17 protein-coding genes are annotated in these 19,002 nt (G+C 65.4%); 13 read left to right on the plus strand and 4 right to left on the minus strand.

Annotation, left to right across the window (positions count from 1 at the left end):
* Positions 1-21 precede the first annotated feature (21 nt).
* The 5 genes from AWB66_RS32760 to fdhA all read left to right on the plus strand — a co-directional run bounded on the left by AWB66_RS32760 (position 22) and on the right by fdhA (position 4,481).
* Positions 22-228 (plus strand): hypothetical protein, encoded by a 207-nt coding sequence (locus tag AWB66_RS32760; protein ID WP_125469632.1) that lies wholly within the window; start codon positions 22-24, stop codon positions 226-228.
* 155 nt (positions 229-383) lie between these two features.
* Positions 384-1,319 (plus strand): hypothetical protein, encoded by a 936-nt coding sequence (locus AWB66_RS01195; RefSeq protein ID WP_159462864.1) that lies wholly within the window; start codon positions 384-386, stop codon positions 1,317-1,319.
* A gap of 62 nt (positions 1,320-1,381) precedes the next feature.
* The gene (locus AWB66_RS01200) at positions 1,382-2,800 is read left to right on the plus strand and encodes an MFS transporter (RefSeq protein ID WP_087628429.1); all 1,419 of its coding nucleotides are present in this window, start codon (positions 1,382-1,384) and stop codon (positions 2,798-2,800) included.
* A 154-nt stretch (positions 2,801-2,954) separates the two neighbouring features.
* Positions 2,955-3,239 (plus strand): hypothetical protein, encoded by a 285-nt coding sequence (locus AWB66_RS33935; RefSeq protein WP_200818916.1) that lies wholly within the window; start codon positions 2,955-2,957, stop codon positions 3,237-3,239.
* Positions 3,240-3,281: 42 nt separating this feature from the next.
* Positions 3,282-4,481: a formaldehyde dehydrogenase, glutathione-independent gene (gene fdhA, locus AWB66_RS01210; RefSeq protein WP_087628431.1), complete on the plus strand. Its 1,200-nt coding sequence runs from the start codon at positions 3,282-3,284 to the stop codon at positions 4,479-4,481.
* Between the two features lie 48 nt (positions 4,482-4,529).
* On the opposite strand, the gene AWB66_RS01215 is transcribed toward fdhA, so the two are convergent.
* On the minus strand, positions 4,530-5,000 hold the full coding sequence (locus AWB66_RS01215) for a hypothetical protein (protein ID WP_087628432.1): 471 nt from the start codon (positions 4,998-5,000) through the stop codon (positions 4,530-4,532).
* Positions 5,001-5,369: 369 nt separating this feature from the next.
* Here AWB66_RS01215 and AWB66_RS01220 point away from each other — a divergent pair, with 369 nt between their 5' ends.
* Both AWB66_RS01220 and AWB66_RS01225 read left to right on the plus strand, forming a co-directional pair.
* Complete coding sequence (locus tag AWB66_RS01220) at positions 5,370-6,356, plus strand: glycosyltransferase family 2 protein (protein WP_125469634.1); 987 nt, start codon at positions 5,370-5,372, stop codon at positions 6,354-6,356.
* Between the two features lie 140 nt (positions 6,357-6,496).
* Positions 6,497-8,578 (plus strand): tetratricopeptide repeat-containing protein, encoded by a 2,082-nt coding sequence (locus AWB66_RS01225; protein WP_087628434.1) that lies wholly within the window; start codon positions 6,497-6,499, stop codon positions 8,576-8,578.
* Between the two features lie 8 nt (positions 8,579-8,586).
* On the opposite strand, the gene hpnA is transcribed toward AWB66_RS01225, so the two are convergent.
* Positions 8,587-9,597, minus strand: coding sequence for a hopanoid-associated sugar epimerase (gene hpnA / locus AWB66_RS01230; RefSeq protein ID WP_087628435.1), 1,011 nt, complete (start codon positions 9,595-9,597; stop codon positions 8,587-8,589).
* Between the two features lie 173 nt (positions 9,598-9,770).
* On the opposite strand from hpnA, the gene AWB66_RS01235 reads away from it, so the two are divergent.
* The 5 genes from AWB66_RS01235 (at position 9,771) to AWB66_RS01255 (ending at position 16,034) form a co-directional block, all read left to right on the plus strand.
* Positions 9,771-12,959, plus strand: coding sequence for a response regulator (locus tag AWB66_RS01235; protein WP_087628436.1), 3,189 nt, complete (start codon positions 9,771-9,773; stop codon positions 12,957-12,959).
* Between the two features lie 63 nt (positions 12,960-13,022).
* Positions 13,023-13,871, plus strand: coding sequence for a CheR family methyltransferase (locus AWB66_RS01240; RefSeq protein ID WP_087628437.1), 849 nt, complete (start codon positions 13,023-13,025; stop codon positions 13,869-13,871).
* Between the two features lie 2 nt (positions 13,872-13,873).
* Positions 13,874-14,497, plus strand: coding sequence for a chemotaxis protein CheB (locus AWB66_RS01245; protein ID WP_087628438.1), 624 nt, complete (start codon positions 13,874-13,876; stop codon positions 14,495-14,497).
* Complete coding sequence (locus AWB66_RS01250) at positions 14,494-15,633, plus strand: hybrid sensor histidine kinase/response regulator (protein ID WP_087628439.1); 1,140 nt, start codon at positions 14,494-14,496, stop codon at positions 15,631-15,633. The genes AWB66_RS01245 and AWB66_RS01250 overlap by 4 nt, the downstream gene beginning before the upstream one ends.
* Positions 15,634-15,737: 104 nt before the next feature.
* Positions 15,738-16,034: an acylphosphatase gene (locus AWB66_RS01255; protein ID WP_087628440.1), complete on the plus strand. Its 297-nt coding sequence runs from the start codon at positions 15,738-15,740 to the stop codon at positions 16,032-16,034.
* A gap of 21 nt (positions 16,035-16,055) precedes the next feature.
* Here the strand turns inward: AWB66_RS01255 and egtD are convergent, their stop codons facing one another.
* Complete coding sequence (gene egtD / locus AWB66_RS01260; protein WP_087628441.1) at positions 16,056-17,027, minus strand: L-histidine N(alpha)-methyltransferase; 972 nt, start codon at positions 17,025-17,027, stop codon at positions 16,056-16,058.
* A gap of 330 nt (positions 17,028-17,357) precedes the next feature.
* Between egtD and rarD the strand changes: the two genes are divergently transcribed.
* Positions 17,358-18,317, plus strand: coding sequence for an EamA family transporter RarD (gene rarD, locus AWB66_RS01265; protein ID WP_087628442.1), 960 nt, complete (start codon positions 17,358-17,360; stop codon positions 18,315-18,317).
* Positions 18,318-18,341: 24 nt separating this feature from the next.
* Here rarD and AWB66_RS01270 read toward each other — a convergent pair whose 3' ends face one another.
* Positions 18,342-18,860, minus strand: coding sequence for an Mpo1 family 2-hydroxy fatty acid dioxygenase (locus AWB66_RS01270; RefSeq protein ID WP_087628443.1), 519 nt, complete (start codon positions 18,858-18,860; stop codon positions 18,342-18,344).
* Positions 18,861-19,002 lie beyond the last annotated feature (142 nt).

A 19,002-nucleotide genomic window follows, 5' to 3' on the forward strand; every position in this document is an offset into this window, starting at 1 on the left:
GCGAGAATGGACGAGATAAATTTGAAAACTACCGCTGACAATTTCTTGTTCGGCGGAGGACTGAAACTGGAAAACTACTTCATCGAGCAAACTCCGGTGTCGGAAATTCTTTGTTATAGGAACGCAGAAGGCCGTGAATTTGATCTGCCAATTAACGACCCGCAGTTAGCTGCCGCTGTGCTCGATCGGTTGAAAAATTTAGGAGTTCGTATCGTAAAGTTGGGGTAATTCAGCAGGTTCAGCCATAAGGAGGCGCCGTCCGGTGCTCGCCGACGGCCAGCGCAGCATCGATCGCTACGAATACGACGAGCTGGACCGGCGTATCGCGCACCAACGCACTGGGCGGACGCGAGAAGACGTTCTACGACGCGGCGGGGCGCATCGTGAGAACGGTGAGCGCGGCGGGCCGCGCGGTGCAGTACGACTACAAGTGGGCGAGCGGTATCGCCTCGATCGGCACATCGTTGAGCGGCGGGTGGATCAAGACGACCACTGATGCGAACGGCCGCACGATGGCGGACGAGCAGGATCTGTACGGGCGGGTGGGCAAGCACACGGACCTGGGCGGCCACGTGTACCGCTACACGTACAACTGGGCGGGGCTGGTGACCAAGCAGACGAGCACGGCGGGGCAGGACGTGGACTACACGTACTACTCGCACGGTCTGGTGCGCTCGATGGTGGACAACGCGACGAAGACGCAGTCGCTGTACGAGTACGACGGAGACGGCAACCGCACGGCGGAGTACTTCACGAACTTCGGTGACTCGTACGTGTTCGCGCAGTCGCGGGTGGAGTACGACGCGCTGAACCGGGTGGTGTCGATCAGCGACAACAGCTACCAGGTGAGCTACGAGTACGACGCGGTGGGCAATCGCCGGCGGATGGTGGCGTCGTACACGGACATGGTGGGGTATCACCAGAAGACGCAGGACTACTGGTACGAGTACGACGCGCTGAACCGCTTCACGGTGTCGATGGGCACGCTCTCGGGCGAGCGGGCAAGCGATCCGAACGACACGAGCGTGCACATCGTAGCGGGACCGGCGGGCGGCGAAGCTGTGCAGTTCGGCTACGACGCGCCGGGGTGGAAGGCGGCGACGACGTACTACAACTACGATGTGAACGGGCGGATCACGGGTGCGGCGGGGGACCGCAAGCCACAACGACTACTACCTGAACGGGAACCGGGTGGGAGACCAAGGCAACGATGGGATCGACTCGATCGATTACGTGCAGGAGCTTCGGGCAAGCTCAGGCCTCCGTTGATGTCGCATGAACACCAGCCGGCGACGCATTTCTTCCATCACCTCCTTTAATGTCGGCATCTACTGAACAGGCCCAACTTGTCCGCGGCGCGCGTCCGCAAAAGGAAAAAGCCATGTCAACTGCCGTCCCGCCGCGCGCAAGCGCTGCTGCCCGACTCGAACGCCTGCCGTTATCAGGCTATCACCGCACCATCTTCATCATCATCGCCATCGCGTTCTTCTTCGATTCCGTCGACCTCGGCACGATGACCTTCGTCCTCGGTTCGATCAAGACGGAGTTCGGCTTGTCCACCGCGACCGCCGGCCTTGTCGCGAGCGCGAGCTTCTTCGGCATGGTGATCGGCGCGGCGGTCGCGGGCCTGCTCGCGGATCGCTTCGGACGCCGCCCCGTGTTCCAGTGGAGCATGGTCCTGTGGGGCCTCGCGTCGTATCTCTGTTCGACCGCGCATAGCGTCGAAGCGCTGATCTTCTATCGCGTACTGCTCGGCGTCGGCATGGGCATGGAGTTTCCGATCGCGCAAACGCTGCTTTCCGAGTTCGTGCCCGCCGCCTCGCGCGGACGGCTCATCGCGTTGATGGACGGCTTCTGGCCGCTCGGCTTCATCGCGTCGGGCGTGGTCTCGTACTTCGTGCTGCCGCAGTTCGGCTGGCGCACCGAGTTCGCGCTGCTCGCCATCCCGGCCGTGTTCGTGCTGATCGTGCGGCGCGTCGTGCCGGAGTCGCCGCGCTGGCTCGAACATCGCGGACGTCTCGCCGAAGCGGACAAGGTGCTCGCTGAAATCGAAGCGAAGGTGATGAAAGCGCGCGGCGTGCGTGAGCTGCCCGCACCCGCGATGCTGAGCGAACCGCACGCGCCGAAAGGCACCGGCGCGTTCCGCGAGATCTGGAGCGCGGCGTATCGGCGGCGCACGGTCATGGTGTGGATGCTGTGGTTCTTCGCGCTGCTCGGCTTCTACGGCCTCACGTCCTGGCTCGGCGCGCTGATGCAGCAGGCGGGCTTCGCCGTGACGAAGTCGGTGCTCTACACGGTCCTGATCTCGCTCGGCGGCGTGCCCGGTTTTCTCTGCGCGGCGTGGCTCGTCGAACGCTGGGGACGCAAGCCGACCTGTATCGCGTCGCTCGTCGGCAGCGGCGTGATGGCCTACGTGTACGGACAGACCGCCTTGCATGCGGAAACGCCGACGCTCCTCATCTGCGCGGGCCTCGCGATGCAGTTCTTCCTCTTTGCGATGTGGGCCGTGCTCTACACCTACACGCCGGAGCTGTACGGCACCGGCGCACGCGCGACGGGGTCCGGCTTCGCGTCAGCGATCGGCCGCGTGGGTTCGCTGATCGGACCGTATGTGGTGGGCGTCGTGTTGCCCGTGTTCGGGCAGGGCGGCGTGTTCTCGCTCGGCGCGCTCTGCTTCGTGATCGCGGCGGCAGCGGTGTGGGTGCTCGGCATCGAGACACGCGGACTCGCGCTGGAGACGCTCGTATCGGAAGCGGTCGAGTCCGATGCGAGCGGCGTGCTGAGACCCGTGCGCGAGTAAGGCAAGGAGCCGCTTCGTCAGCGGCTCTTTCGACATTCAGATTACAGCGAACTCCTTCTTCCTCGCCTTCGCGCCGTTCGCGACGAAGTAGGGCGTCTGAACGCGGGCGAGCGCTTCGCGTCCGCGAATGCGATCCGCGATTTTCTCGGCGAGCATGATCGTCGGTCGTGAGTTCGGCGCCCGGATGCAGCTCGCGTCCGCGATAGGTGTCGAGCGCACAGCGATTCGGTGGCTCGACTCAGCGGCGCGCTTCGAGCACGTGGTCGATGTAATCGTTGGCGAGACCCATCGCCGCTTTGAGACCTGGTCGATGGTCAAAAGCGCGGCGTCGATCAACTGCGCGCGGCGGATCGCGCGTGTCGCAATCGTTCAAACCCGTGTCGCGTTGGGCGTACCTCTCAGGGTGCATGCGGCGCTACGCTCGTTGAACGGGGCGTGACGTGAAGTCGTGCCGGCCGTCCACGAGACATGGAGACGAACAATGAGCAGCAATCGCGGCGTCGTGTATCTAGGGCAGGGCAAGGTGGAAGTGCAGTCGATCGACTATCCGAAGATGGTCGATCCGCGTGGCCGCGACATCGGCCACGGCGTCATTTTGAAGGTTGTCAGCACCAATATCTGCGGCTCCGACCAGCACATGGTGCGCGGCCGGACCACGGCCGAAGTCGGCCTCGTGCTCGGGCATGAAATCACCGGCGAAGTGATCGAAATCGGCCGAGATGTGGAAACGCTCGCCATCGGCGATCTGGTGTCCGTGCCGTTCAACGTCGCGTGCGGACGTTGCCCGACGTGCAAGGCGCAGCACACCGGCGTGTGCCTGAACGTGAATCCGTCGCGGGCGGGCGGCGCGTATGGCTATGTCGACATGGGCGGCTGGATCGGCGGACAGGCCGAATACGTGTTGGTCCCGTATGCCGATTTCAATCTCCTGAAGTTTCCCGACCGCGCGCAGGCGATGTCGAAGATCCGCGACCTGACGTGCCTTTCCGACATCCTGCCGACGGGCTATCACGGAGCGGTGATGGCGGGCGTGAAGCCGGGCGCGACCGTCTATATCGCGGGCGCGGGGCCGGTCGGCATGGCGGCGGCGGCTTCGGCGCGTCTGCTCGGCGCGGCGTGCACGATCGTCGGCGACATGAACGAGGAGCGTCTCGCGCACGCGCGCAAGATGGGCTTCGAGACCATCGACCTTTCGAAGGACGCGACGCTCGGCGAGCAGATCGAGCAGATTCTCGGCAAGCCGGAAGTGGATTGCGCGGTGGATTGCGTCGGCTTCGAGGCGCACGGCCACGGCAGCAGCGGACACAACGAGGAAGCGCCCGCGACCGTGCTCAATTCGCTGATGGAAATCACGCGCGCAGCGGGCGCGATCGGCATTCCGGGCCTTTACGTCACCGACGATCCGGGCGCCGCCGACGCCGCCGCGCGCAAGGGAAGCCTGAGCATTCGCTTCGGACTCGGCTGGGCCAAGTCGCATTCGTTCCATACGGGACAGACGCCCGTGATGAAGTACAACCACAACCTGATGCAGGCGATCCTGTGGGACCGGCTGCCGATCGCGGATATCGTGAATGTGTCGGTGGTGTCGCTCGATGAAGCGCCGGAAGGCTACCGGAAGTTCGATGGCGGCGCGCCGCGCAAGTTCGTCATTGATCCGCACGGGCTGCTGAAAGCCGCCTGAGCGGCGCGCGGGCGGCCGCGTTCACGGCGGCCCGCTTGAACGCGCGTGTTAGCGCTTGGTCAGCATCGCATACATTTCGATGACCGTATCGGGCGAGAACGTGAACGGCACCCAGCCGTGGCCGGTATGACGCAGCACGAGCAGACGGTCGCCGTTCGACTGCTTCTGCGTCGCCATGGCCGGATTGCGCGTGGCGGCGAAACGCCAGCCCGGCGCGAGGCCGCCGGGCTGTTCCACCGTCATCGAAGCGCGCGCGTTCGCGAGTTCCTCGATCAGGCGCGACACGCCCTCGGGATTGAGCAGCACCGACTGTCCGCCGATCGACATTTCGATTGCATCGCGGTCCGGGCGCGACACGTTCAGCATCGGCTTTTCGTCGACCGCGCTTTCGGCGGGTGCGTTGGCCGCTTCGGTTTGTGCGGCGGGACCGGCGGATTCGGTATCGACAGGCGTACTGGCGGCCTGAAGGAGTTCGTCGAGGCTCGATTCCAGTGTGCCGAGCTGGTCTTCTAGTTTCATGCGGTTGCCTTGCGTCTCGTGTGCCGTGCTATCCAAGGCCGCGATTTTAACCGCTGCATCCTCGCGTCGTCCGTACACGTTGTAACAAAATGCGCGTAGCGCCTTGATCCGAGGCAGTCAATACGCGCCGTCAGGGCAGAACTACCGAGCATTGCGCCGACAGTCTCCCCGCGATCGGTCGGGCCCCGGTTTTGCCTCTCGGGAAATCCGGCTGTCTGTGCGTAGTCGCACAATGGGCGCCATTCTGATCCGTTAGCCTTTTCTGGTCATCAATCCAACCCGCATGCTTTCCTGTTGCAGCCCTGCACGAAACAACTGGCACGAAAAAGGGCATGCCGGCCGGGAAGATGCGTCGACCGGAGACCGAGATTGCCCAAGCTCATGTCAGTTGTCGTGCCGGCCTACAACGTCGAGGGATTCATCACCGCCGCGCTCGATTCGCTTCTTTCGCAACCGAGGGCGGCGGAGGTCGAACTCATCATCGTCGACGACGGCGCCACCGATTCGACCTTCGAGCGCATCGAGGAAGTCCGCGCCCGCCATGCCGACAAGGACATCAAGGTGATCCGGCAGAAGAACGGCGGGCTGAGCGTCGCGCGCAATGTCGGCATCGCGGCGGTGACGACGCCCTACATCGGCTATCTCGATGCCGACGACCTGCTGCACCCCGATTTCTGCAAGATCGTCCTGCCGCTGGTCGAGCAGCAGGCGGCCGACATCATCGAATTCGATGTTCGCGTGATGAATCTCGAAGGCGAACTCGTCGATCATCTCAAGCTGCTGCCGCCGGGGGCTTCGGGCTTCACGCCGGGCGGTACGGTCGCGCTGATGGAATTCGCCAGCGTCTGCCAGAACTTCGCGTTTGCGCGCGTGTATCGCCGCGAACTGTGGGACGGCGTGCCTTTTCCGCCCGGCCGCGTGTACGAGGATTTCGCGGTCATTCCCGGCATCTATACGAAGGCGCGCAGCCTGTATCGCGTGCCGGAAGAGCTTTATATCTACCGGCGCCGGCGCGACAGCATTACTTATCGGGCGAGCAGTTTCACCGTGCACTGCCTCGGCCTCTGCGCGGAAGAAGCGCTCGAACGCAGCGACGCAGACAAGCCGAACGAAGCCTACTGGCTGACGATCTTCGACAAGGCGTTTCGCTACATGTGCCTGGAGGCGTCGAAGACGCCTGGCAAGGATCAGCGGGAGGCGGAAGCGCGCGTGCGCAGCGTCGCGGACAAATATCGCGAGCATGCGGCGGGGCGGACGTTGCCGCCGGTCGTCAAGTATCGCCGCAAGCTGTTCCTGGACCGGCGCGTGTTTCAGGCGAAGCAGATCGTGAAGCGGTTCGTGCTGCGGGCGGCGTGAAGGCGCATCGCGCATAACGATTGTCTGAGGCAACGGGTATTCCTTGACTAGATTACTGCCGAGGCGAGTCGCTCGCCCGCCGCAACGATCGAACCGCCCGATCCCGACACCGGGCGTCGGCGGGCAAAGGAGTACACGATATGCGCGCATTCATCGTTCGCCCCTTCGGCACGAAGCGTGGAATGGACTTCGACCATGTCGGCGAGACGCTTATTGGTGCCGCGCTGACGCAATGCGGCATAGAAGGCCGGACGACCTCGGAAATCATGAGCCCCGGCAACATCCGCGAGTCGATGTTCGAGCTGCTGCTGACCGCCGACATCGTCATCGCGGACGTCACCCTGCACAACGCGAACGTCTACTACGAACTCGGCATCCGCCACGCGTTGCGCGACCGGATCACGGTGCTCTTGCGCGGCGTCGGCGGCGAGCTTGCCGAGCTGGCGCCCGACGCCGTGCCCTTCGACTTGCTGACCGATCGCTACGTGGCGTACCCGATCGGCAATCCGGCCGAGGCGCTCGGCAAACTCGTCGCGGCGATCAGTCAGGGCTCGGCCTCATCGGCGTCGGACAGCCCCGTCTTCAAGCTTCTGCCGAAACTTCGCGCGCCCTCGCCGGACGACTTCCTCGCGGTGCCGGTCGGCTTCAAGGAATGCGCCGATCGCGCCATCGATCGGGCGAGCAAGTACGCCGGAACCGATACCCGCGATCTCTACTGGGGCGACCTCGCGCTGCTGGCCCGCGAAGCGCGCTCGTTTCCGTGGGCGCGGGCGGGCTTGCGCCTGATCGGCCGCAAGCAGTTCGATCATAAACGGCACGTGGGCGCGCGGGCGACCTGGGAGGCGATCCTTCGCAACGACGAATCCGACCTCGAAGCGAACCTGAAGTTGAGCACGATCTATCAGAAGCTCGGCAACTACAACGCGTCGAACGATGCGGTCGAACGCATTCGGGCGCGCACCGATCTCGCGCCTAAACTGCGTGCCGAAGAGCAGGCGCTGCTCGGGAGCAACCTGAAGGTGCAATGGCTGGAATCGCTCAAGGCTTCGCCGCCGGAGAGCACGCTGGAGTCGGCGCTCTTCGCCGATTCGCTCAAGGCCTACGAGGAAGGCTTCAGGGCGGACCGCAACCATTACTATTCGGCGATCAACGCGCTTGCGCTCACGGTGATCCGGCGCGAACTCGCAGAGCGTTATCCGCAGCAGTGGGAACTCGGTCAACCCGACGACGACACCTTCGAACCGGGCGAGATGGCGTCGCGGGAACTCAATCGCGTGAAGGAGAGGATCGAGTGCCTGAAGGCCGGCGTCGCGCTCGCGCTCGAAAGCGCGGACGAGTTCGAAGCAGAGCAAAACGCCGTCTGGCGCGCCTTCACCGCCGCCGATCTGCGCTGCCTCGTCAGCAGCGATCCGCGAAAGGTCGGGCTGGGCTACCGGCAGGTCATCGAAAAGTACAGGGACGCTTTTCCGTTCGCGATCGATTCCGCGCGGGCGCAGCTCAACTTGTTGCAAACGGTCGGCGTGCTGAACGACAACGTCGCCGCGGGACTGGCCGCTTTTCCGCCCGTCGTGAAAGCTCAAGCCGGGGCGCCGGCCAGCGCACGCGGCCGGATCGTGCTCTTCGCGGGCCATTGCGTCGATTCATCCGGCCGGCAAAATCCGCGCTTTCCGCGCACGCCGGAGGCGAAGCAGGCGGCGGCGCAGGCCATCGATACGAGATTGCAGCGCGTGCGCGCGCGCCCGGGCGGCGTGGCACTCGGAATGGCAAGCGGGCGCAGCGGCGGCGACATCCTCTTTCACGAAGCCTGCAAGGCAAGCGGTATCGCGACATGGCTGTATCTCGCCCGGCCGTCGGCGTACTTCACGAATGTGGCGGTGAATCCCGCCGACGACGACTGGGCCAGCCGCTTCTACACGCTGCTCGACGAGCGCGGCGAGGCGTGCCGCGTGTTGCAGGACCTCGATCCGGACGCCGATCCGCAAGCGGGCCTGCCCAAATGGTTCGCACAACAGCCGCCCTACGACGTCTGGCACCGGAACAGCGCCTGGATGCTGTTCAACGCGCTCGCCTTCGGCCCGGACCGCGTGACGATGATCCTGCTGTGGGACAAGGACCCCGCGGGCGACGACTCCGGTGTCACCAAGCGGCTCGTCGATCTCGCGGAAGAGATCGGGGTCGAAGTCGACGTGATCGACAGCAAGACCGTGTTCGGACTCGCCTGAGGCCTGCGTCAGCGAGTGAGATAGCCGTGGGTCCGGAACCAGTCGAGCGCGTCGCGCAGGCCTTCGCGATACGGCCGCGCGCGATAGCCCAGATCGCGTTCGGCTTTCGCGGACGTGAAGTACATCTTGTTCTTCGACATGCGCAACGCGTCGATGGTCACGAGCGGCTCGCGTCCGGTGAACTTCGCGACCATCTCCGCGCCGACGGCGAGCGGATAGAGCGGGCCGCGCGGCAATCTGATGGTCGGCGGCTTGCGGCCCGCGATTGCGGCGATGTCGGCGAGCATCTGCTGCAACGGCAGGTTCTCGCCGCCGAGGATGTAGCGCTCGCCGATCACGCCGCGTTCGAGCGCGAGGAAATGGCCCGCCGCGACGTCGTCGACGTGCACGAGATTCAGGCCCGTGTCGACGAACGCGGGAATCTTGCCCGTCGCGGCCTCGACGATGATGCGCCCGGTCGGCGTCGGCTTGACGTCGCGCGGGCCGATCGGCGTCGACGGATTCACGATCACGGCCGGCAGCCGGTCGTTCGCGACCATCCGCTCCACCGCGCGCTCGGCCAGCACCTTGCTGCGCTTGTACGCGCCGATGGTCTGGCTCGGGTCGGCGGGCTTCGTCTCGTCGACTATCACGCCCGCGCTCGTCACCTTTAGCGTCGCGACGCTGCTCGTGTACACGATGCGCTCGACGCCCTCGGCCAGCGCCGCGCGCATCGTGGCTTCGGTGCCGGTGAGGTTCGTGCGCTCGATCTCGCGCGGGTCCGGCGCCCAGATGCGGTAGTCGGCTGCGACGTGAAACAGGAAGCGCACGCCCTTCAACGCGGCGCGCATCGACGCTTCGTCGCGCATGTCGCCGAGCACGACTTCGGCGTCGAGCGCCTCGATGTTCTGCCGCGAACTGGTCGTGCGCATCAGCACGCGCACGTCGAAACCGCGCTCGACGGCGATCCGCGCGACCGCCGATCCGACGAATCCGGACGCGCCGGTGACGAGCACGCGGCCCCATGAAAAATCGGTCATTCTTTCCTCTTCTGTGCCTTCCGCGAATGGTGCGCGGGTAACTTGTGCGGGCCTGCGGCGCCGGTTGAAACGCCCGCGGACCCACGTGTGACAACGACTTGCGGGACGTGCTATGGTCCGTGCCTGCCGCTTCCGGGCCATGCGCGCGGTCCCAAACAAAAAGCCAACAGCCTATGTCCAAAGACAGTCGAAACCTATCCGTCTGGCTCTACTTCGCCATTTCGATCCTGCTCGTCACGGTCTTCATGATCGACTGGCTCACGCCGATGCGCGTCGCGATCTGGGTGTTCTACGTCCTGCCGGTCGTGATGTGCATGTGGACCGATCGCCCGATCGTGCCGGTCGCGACCGCGAGCGCCGCTTCCGTGCTGATCGTCGCGGGCTATGTGCTCTCGAACAGCAGTGCCGCCGCCAACACCGACGTGCTGTCGATCAACCGCGCGATGGGCATCTTCGTGCTGATCGTGCTGGGCGCGGTGGCCTACCTCTATATCAAATCGCGGCTGAGCGTACAACGCATCGCGTGGCTCCAGCACGGCGTCGCGCAGATCGGTTTGCAGATGCGCGGCGAGCAGTCGCCTGCTTCGATCGGCGCGAGCATCCTGCGTTCCCTCGTGCCGTACGTCAATGCGAAAGTCGGCGTGATCTACGGGCTCGACGGCGACGAACTCACGCGCATCGCGTCGTGGGCGCTGCCAGGCGAAGACGCCGCACCGCGCACGATCAAGCGTGGCGTCGGACTCGCCGGCCAGATGATCGACGAGAAGCGCGCGCTCGAATTGCGCGACGCCTCGGGCCATTATCTCAGGGCGGGCTCGGCGCTCGGCTCGGCGAGCGCGTCGAAGGTCGTGATGGCGCCGCTCTTCGCGGATGGCGACCTGGCGGGCGTGATCGAAGTGGGCTTTTTCGGCGACGACAACCGTTTCGACGATACGCGCGAAGTGCTGGAGATGGCGTCGGAAAGTATGGGCATGGCGCTGCGCTCCGCGCGTTACCGCTCGCGGCTCGTCGAGCTGCTCGAAGAAACGCAGCGTCAGAGCGAGGAACTGCAGGTTCAGCAGGAAGAACTGCGCGTGTCGAACGAGGAACTGGAAGAGCGCGGGCGCGCGCTGCTCGATTCGCAGGCGCGGCTCGAAACGCAGGCCGCCGAGCTCGAACAGACCAACGTGCAGCTCGAAGAGCACACGCAGCATCTGGAGCGCCAGAAGGCGGAGCTGCTGCGGGCGCAGCAGGAACTGTCTGCGAACGCGCTCACGCTCGAACGCGCGAGCCAGTACAAGTCCGAGTTCCTCGCGAACATGTCGCACGAGTTGCGCACGCCGCTCAACAGTTCGCTGATTCTCGCGAAGCTTCTGCAGGACAACAAGCACGGCAACCTGACCGACGAGCAAGTGCGCTACGCCGCGACGATCCATTCGTCGAACAGCGATCTGCTCGCGCTCATCAACGACATCCTCGATCTTTCGAAGGTGGAGGCCGGGCAGATGGACGTGCAGTTCGCGCCCGTCGCCGTCGATTCGATCCTGCAGTCGCTCAGGCAGTCGTTCGCGCCGATCGCGCAGAACAAGGGCGTCGAGTTCGTGACCGGGCACGGCGCGGGCGTGCCGCAATATTTCGTCACCGACAATCAGCGCCTCCTGCAAGTGCTGCGCAATCTGCTGTCGAACGCGTTCAAGTTCACCGAGCGCGGCCAGGTGAGCGTGGCGGTCGAGATGGCGGGCGACAACGCCCTGCGCTTCGACGTGCGCGATACGGGCATCGGCATCGCGGCCGAGAAGCAGGAACTGATCTTCCAGGCATTCCAGCAAGCCGACGGCACCACGAGCCGCAAATACGGCGGCAGCGGCCTCGGCCTCTCGATCTCGCGCGAGTTCTCGCGGCTTTTGGGCGGTTCGGTGAAGGTGTCGAGCGAAGTCGGCAAGGGCAGCGTGTTTTCCGTGACGCTGCCGATCGAGGCGCGCTCAGGCACCGTGACCGCGAAGGTCGACACCATCGGCAATCCGATGCAGCCGGCGGCCGGCGTCATGCAGTCCGCGCCCGTCTCGGCGCTCGCGGCGATGGCGCCTGCGCCAGTGCAGGCCGCGCCGGTGCGTGAGGCGGCGGCGTGGACGGCGCCGCCGGCAAAGGCGCCCGCGCAGGCGACCCCCGCGCCGAGCCCGATCGCCGACGACCGCGCGAATCTCCAGCGTCCGGACCGCGTGATCCTCGTGATCGAAGACGATCTGCCGTTCGCCAACATCCTCTACGATCTGTCGCACGAGCTCGACTTCGACTGCGTGCACGCGACCACGGCGACGCAAGGCGTGGAACTCGCGCGCGATCTGCAGCCGAGCGGCATTCTGCTCGACGTCGGCCTGCCGGACCAGTCCGGCCTGACGGTGCTCGAATGGCTGAAGCACGATCCGCTCACGCGCCACATTCCGATCCACATCGTGTCCGCGACCGATCACGCCGACGTCGCGCTGCATCTCGGGGCGATCGGCTATACGCTCAAGCCGAGCGCGCGCGAGACGCTCGCGGGCGCGATCCGCAAGCTGGAGGCGCGTTCCGCGCAGGGCATGCGGCGCGTGCTGGTGGTCGAGGACGATCCGGTGCTGCGCGAGAGCGTTCATGCGCTGCTCGCGAGCGAGACGGTGGAGATTGTCGAAGCGGGCACGGTCGCGGGCGCGCTCGACGAGATGGCGCGCGCGACGTTCGATTGCGTCGTGATGGACCTCGCGCTGCCGGACGGCTCGGGTTACGAATTGCTGGAGCGCGTCTCGACGAGCGGCGAGCACGCGTCGCCGCCGGTGATCGTCTATACGGGGCGGGTGCTGTCGCAGGACGAGGAGCAGCGTCTGCGGCGATATTCGAAATCGATCATCATCAAGGGTGCGAAGTCGCCGGAGCGTTTGCTCGACGAGGTGACGCTCTTCCTGCACAGCGTCGAGAGCGCGCTGCCGCCGGAGCAGCAGCGGATGCTGCGCGCGGCGCGCCAGCGCGACGACGTCTTCGAGGGACGCACGATTCTTCTCGCCGAAGACGACGTGCGCAATATTTTCGCGCTGTCGCATGTGATCGAACCGCTCGGCGCGAAGCTGGAAATCGCGCGCAACGGACGCGAGGCGCTCGAAGCGCTCGCGCGGCATCCGGCTATCGATCTGGTGCTGATGGATATCATGATGCCGGAGATGGACGGGCTGACTGCGATGACCGAAATCCGCAAGCAGCCGGAGCACGCACGTTTGCCCATCATTGCGCTGACCGCGAAGGCGATGCCTTCGGATCGGCAGAAGTGTCTGGAAGCCGGCGCCGATGACTATATTTCCAAACCGATCGACGTCGACAAGCTGGTCTCGCTGTGTCGGGTCTGGTTGCGCTGACGCTCGCGGGTGTTTGCCGGACAATCGACCTCAATCCCATCCCGAACGCCAGCGATCAATCCAGTGTCAGAAAACCATCCGTCCGAAGCAACGACGACCCCGTCCACATTCGACATCGAGCTGAAGCTCGTGCTGGAGGCGATCTACCTGCGCTATCAGCACGACTTCCGGCACTATTCGGTCAGTTCGGTGCGGCGGCGCCTCACGCAGGCGCTCGCGGACCTCGGCATTCCCACGCTTTCGCAATTGCAGGAGCGCATCCTGCGCGATCCCGCGCTTTTCGCGCGCCTGTTCCAGTACCTCACGGTGCAGGTGAGCGAAATGTTCCGCGACCCGCATTACTTCCGCGCCATCCGCGAACAGGTCGTGCCGATTCTGCAGACCTATCCGTCGATCAAGGTCTGGGTCGCCGGGTGCAGCAGCGGCGAGGAACTGTGGTCGCTCGCGGTGCTTTTCGCCGAAGAGAAGATCGCCGATCGCACCGTGTTCTACGCCACCGACATCAACGCCGATGCGCTACGTCAGGCCGAAAGCGGGATCTATCCGCTCGACCGGCTGGCGGGCTTCAGCCAGAATTATCTGGCCGCGGGCGGCAAGCGCTCGCTGTCGGACTACTACCACGCGGCATACGGCGCGGCGAAGTTCTCGCAGACGCTCAAGTCGCGCGTCGTGTTCGCGGACCACAGCCTTGCCACGGACAGCGTGTTCCTCGAAGCGCATCTCGTGTCGTGCCGCAACGTGCTGATCTATTTCGACCGCGCGCTGCAAGACCGCGCGCTCGGGCTCTTCAGCGAATCGCTCGTGCGGCGTGGGTTTCTCGGCCTCGGCAGCAAGGAGAGCCTGCGCTTTTCCACGCACGCCGCGAACTTCGCCGAGTTCAACGCCCGCGAACGCATTTACCAGAAGGTGTAGCGATGAGCCCGACATCCGAAGCGTCCGCTTTCGATCCCGCCTCGGTCGAGGCCGTGGTGATCGGTGCGTCGGCGGGCGGCATCGAGGCGCTCAACCGCCTGCTGCCCGATCTGCCGGCCGACTTCGGCGCGGCGATGTTCGTCGTCGTTCACATGCGCGCCGACGTGCCGAGCCTCCTGCCGGAACTCTTCGCCTCGCGTTGCAGGCTCGCCGTGGCGGAGCCGAACGACAAGGACGCGATCGAACCGGGCACCGTCTACGTGGCGCCGCCCGGCTATCACATGCTGGTCGAACCGGACCGGACGATCGCGCTCTCCATCGACCCGCCCGTGCGCTTTTCGCGGCCGTCGGTGGACGTGCTGTTCGAATCGGCCGCGTATGCCTACAAGAGCGCGCTGCTCGGCATCGTGCTGTCGGGCGCGAACGACGACGGCGCGCGCGGCGCGCTCGCCATCCGCGAAGCCGGCGGCCACTGCTGGGTGCAGGACCCCGCGACGGCGGGCGCGTCCGCGATGCCCCAGGCTGCGATCGCCAACGGCGCAGCCAACCAAATAATGACGCTCGACGACATGGCGGCGCTTCTTTCCGCCAGCGTCGGGCGCGCGCGACCTGGAGCCAACCGATGACGCAACCCATCCACGTCCTGATCGTCGACGACATCCGGAACAACATCACCGCGCTGGAGGCCTCGCTGGCGCGGCCGGACGTCTCGGTGCTGAAGGCGGAATCCGGGCCGGCCGCGCTCGAACTGCTGCTCAAGCACGAAGTCGCGCTCGCGATCCTCGACGTGAACATGCCCGGCATGGACGGCTTCGAACTGGCCGAACTGATGCGCGGCAGCCCGCGCACCGCGCGCGTGCCGATCATCTTCCTGACCGCGACCGCGCAGGACACGGGCCGCACGTTTCGCGGCTACGAAGCGGGCGCGGTGGACTTCCTCTATAAGCCCTTCGATTCGCGCATTCTCAATTCGAAGGTGGACGTGTTCATCCAGATCGAGCGCCAGAAGCAGCAGCTCGCGGCCCAGCTCTCGACCGTGCAGCAACTGCTCGACGCAAACGAGATGCTGATGGCCGTGCTCGGCCACGATCTGCGCACGCCGCTGTCGGCGGTGATCGCGTCGGCGGAATATCTGTCGCGCTTCGTGCAGGACGAGAACGTCGCGAACATCGGCACGCGCATCAAGTCGAGCGGCATGCGCATGGTGCGCATGGTCGACCAGTTGCTCAACCTCGCGCGCCTGCGCGGCGGCCGCGTGACGCTGCAACCGCGCCCAGTGGAACTGATGACGCTCGCGCGCAATATCGTCGACGAATACGAGGCGCGCGTGGGCAAGGGGCGCATCTTCATCTTCCGCGACGGCGATACGCTTCTGCAAGGCGACGGCGATCTGCTCTCGCAAGTGTTCTCGAACCTGATCGGCAACGCGTTGCAGCACGGCCGCGACGGCTCGGCAATTCAAGTGCGGCTCGACGGCAGCGCGGCCGACGAACTCGTGATCTGCGTGCAGAACGCGGGCGAAATCCCCGCCGACGTGCTGCCGACGATCTTCGCGCCGTTTCGCTCGGGACGTTCGCAGCAGGAATCGGGCGGGCTCGGGCTCGGTCTGTACATCACGCACGAGATCGCGCTGATGCACGGCGGCAGCGTGAAGGCGCGCTCGACCAACGACGCCGGCACGACCTTCGAAGTCACGCTGCCGCGCGCGCCGCGTCCGCGCGTGGGACGCACGGAGCCGGCGCAGCCGTTCAGGCTTAGTTGAGCCCGGCGGCGGGGCCGGTTGCACGCGGATCGCGCGCCTTGTCTAAAATGCCGCGTTGAAACGCGACTACGCGACTACGCGGCAACGACTCTGGAGAATGCATCATGCCCGGCCCCGATCTCGACACGAAAATCGAAACCTACTACGTGCATGTGCGAGGCATCGTGCAGGGCGTCGGTTTCCGGCACCACACCGTGCGGCGCGCGCACGCGCTCGGCGTGCGCGGCTGGGTTGCGAATCTCGATGACGGCTCGGTCGAAGTGATGGTGCAGGGCGCCGCCAACCAGGTCGACCTGATGCTCGAATGGCTGCGCCGCGGGCCGCCGCATGCCCGCGTCACCGAATTCGTCAGCGAAGAGCGCTTCATCGACAAGCGCTTCGAGCGTTTCGAGCAGCACTGACCCCGGCCGACGGGCCGACGTTCAGGACCGCGCCACCAGCAGGCTTTCCGCGAATCCCCAGGCGTCGTCGCGCCATTGATGCGCGCAATCGAAGCCCGCGTCGGCGGCAAACGGCGCGACTTCTTCAGCCGCGTACTTGTGGCTGCTCTCGGTCCAGATCGTCTCGCCTTCCCTGAAATCCACGCGCAAGTCCGACGCCCGCACGTGCGCCGTGAGCGCTCGCTTCGCGCGCAAATGCATCTCGATGCTGCGCGCATCCGGATTGAAGCGCGCGACGTGCTCGAATGCATCGAGCGGGAAGTCACCGTCGAGTTCGCGGTTGATTCGCGCGAGCAGGTTCAGGTTGAACGCGGCGGTCACGCCGACCGGATCGTCGTAGGCGGAGATCAACGTCGGCAGCGGCTTCATCAGGTCGGTGCCGAGCAAGAGCGCGTCGCCGGGCTTGAGCATGCCGCGAATCGAGCACAGGAAGCGCGTTGCCGCGAGCCGCGAGAAGTTGCCGATCGTGCTGCCGAGAAACAGCACGAGCAGCGCTTCGCCGTCGCGCCGCTTCGCGCTCACTTCCGCGAGGCCGGCCAGATAATCGCGTTCGTAGCCGACGATCGAAATGCGTTCGATGTCGCCGAGTTCGCGATGGCACAACTGCAACGCGGTGCGCGAAATTTCAATCGGGTAGTAATGCGTGGGCTGCTTTTTACAAAGCGCCTCCAGAATGCGACGCGTCTTGCGCCCGCTGCCGCTGCCGAGTTCCGCGACCTTCACATGCTGCGGCAAGGCCGCGACGATGTCGGCGGCATGGTCCTTCAGCACGCGTTCCTCGGCGCGCGTCACGCCGTATTCGGGCAGCGACGTGATGACCTCGAAGAGTCCGGAACCGACTTCGTCATACAGATACATCGACGGCAGTTCTTTCTGCGGATGGTGCGTGAGTCCGTCGTGGACGGCTTCGGCAAAGGCGCTCGGGAATTGCGGGGATCGTGCGGGCTGGATCATGACGTCTCCGTGATGCTGCGTTTTTCTCCGGCCGGCGGGGCGAATCGTGACGATTTGCCCGGCGCACGGCGCGGCGCGGCTTGGGTGTTCAGACGTGAGCGGTGGCCCGTGGGCGCCGGCTCCCGGAACGCGGAAGCGGTGAGACTGCCGCGCAAAACTGAAGATTTCCGCTCGCGATGCCGACGCGGCGAGCGGCCAAAGTCATCCGTTGAAGCAAGAAGCGGGCACGACCTGGCGACGGCTGTCCGGGCGGGCGCGAGCCCGTCTGAAGAGAGCGTTTAAAATGGCGGACCTTCGCCCCTTCCACTTCCTTCCCGCGAGCCACGCGCAATGAATCAACCAGTCCTCGGGCGCGGCATCGCGCTGTCGGTGGCCGCGTCCGCGCTTTTCGCGCTGATGTCCGGCTATTCGACGTGGCTCGCGCCGCTCGACGGCCTCGACATCTTCGCCTGGCGCATCGTGGGAACGCTGCCCGGCGCGCTCGCCCTGGTCGCGTTGACGAAGCGCTGGCCGACACTATGCGCGCTTCTCGCCAAGCTTGCCCGATCGCCGCTTTCGCTTGCCGGATTCGGCGCGGCGGCGGCGCTCCTCGGCGTGCAACTGTGGATTTTCCTGTGGGCGCCGCTTCACGGACGCGCGCTCGAAGTCTCGCTCGGCTACTTCCTGCTGCCGCTCGTGATGGTGCTGGTCGGGCGCTTCCACTATCGCGAGCCGCTCGACGGTTTCCAGTGGGCGGGCGTCGCTTTCGCTACTGTCGGCGTCGCGCATGAACTCGTGATGACGCACGCGTTCTCCTGGCCGACGCTCGTCGTCGCGCTCGGCTATCCGCCGTATTTCATGCTGCGGCGCAAGCTCCACGCGGACCCGCTCGTGTCGTTCGCCATCGAAATGATGCTGCTCGCGCCGTTCGCGTTCGCGATGCTCGTCGTGCGCGATTCGCTGGCCGTCGTCGAGGCACGGCCGATCCTATGGCTGCTTCTGCCCGGACTTGGCGTGCTGAGCACCGTCGCGCTCGGGTCCTATCTGCGCGCGAGCCGCTATCTGCCGATCGCGCTGTTCGGCGTGCTCGGCTACGTCGAGCCGGTGTTGCTGGTGGGCGTCGCGGTGCTGTTGCTCGGTGAACCGTTTTCGATGCAGCACATCGGCACCTATGTGCCGATCTGGATCTCGGTGGCGCTGACCGCCGTGCACAGCGCGCGTCTCGTGCGACGCGAACGCGCGCGGCGGCGCGAACTGCCTGTCGCGGAACAGCATTCGAGCGCGGAACACGAAAGCGGCGCCGTGCTTTAACCGGTGGAGTGAAAGGCGAAGCCGTTAGTCGGAGACGCGCGTCCCGCGTGCGAGCCGCGCCTCGATCGCGTCGTGCAACGGGCGCCGCATGCCGAAGCCGAACAGCGCTTCGGCCAGCACGAAGAGCGGGCCGATCAGAAGGCCGACGATATCGTCGACGAAAGCGGGCTTGCGATGCTCGTAGCGGATATGTCCGACGAACTGGAACACCCAACCCACTACGAAAAGCCCGATGCCGATGGCGAGCCAGAGCGGTGTCGGCTGCGCCGCCGTCCATTGTCCGAACGCCGCGCAGCACGCGGCAAACACGCCCATGCCGATGCCGAGCGGCACGTCGAGCGCGAGGTAGTAGAGCGTGGCTGCGGCAAAGAGAAGCCACGCCGGCGTGAGGGCGAACGCGCCGGCAAGCGGCCAAGACGGCCGCGAGAGCAGCGCGGCCAGCGCGAGCACGATCATCGGAATGCCGACGAAATGCGTCGCGACATTGCGCCGGTCGCGGTGATACGCGGCGTATTGCGCGAGTTGGTCGGTGAGCGTTCGCATGAAGTCTGTCTCCTGATTGTGATTGTTTGCTCGGATCATAAGGCCGGCGCGCGCTGCAAATGTCGCTTTACCGGCGCGTTTTTACATGGTCTTTCCCGCTTTTCCCTCCCAACCGCTCCGTGCACCGCTTCGCGCCGTTAAT

The sequence above is a fragment of the Caballeronia telluris genome (genome assembly GCF_001544495.1).
GTDB lineage: Bacteria > Pseudomonadota > Gammaproteobacteria > Burkholderiales > Burkholderiaceae > Caballeronia > Caballeronia telluris.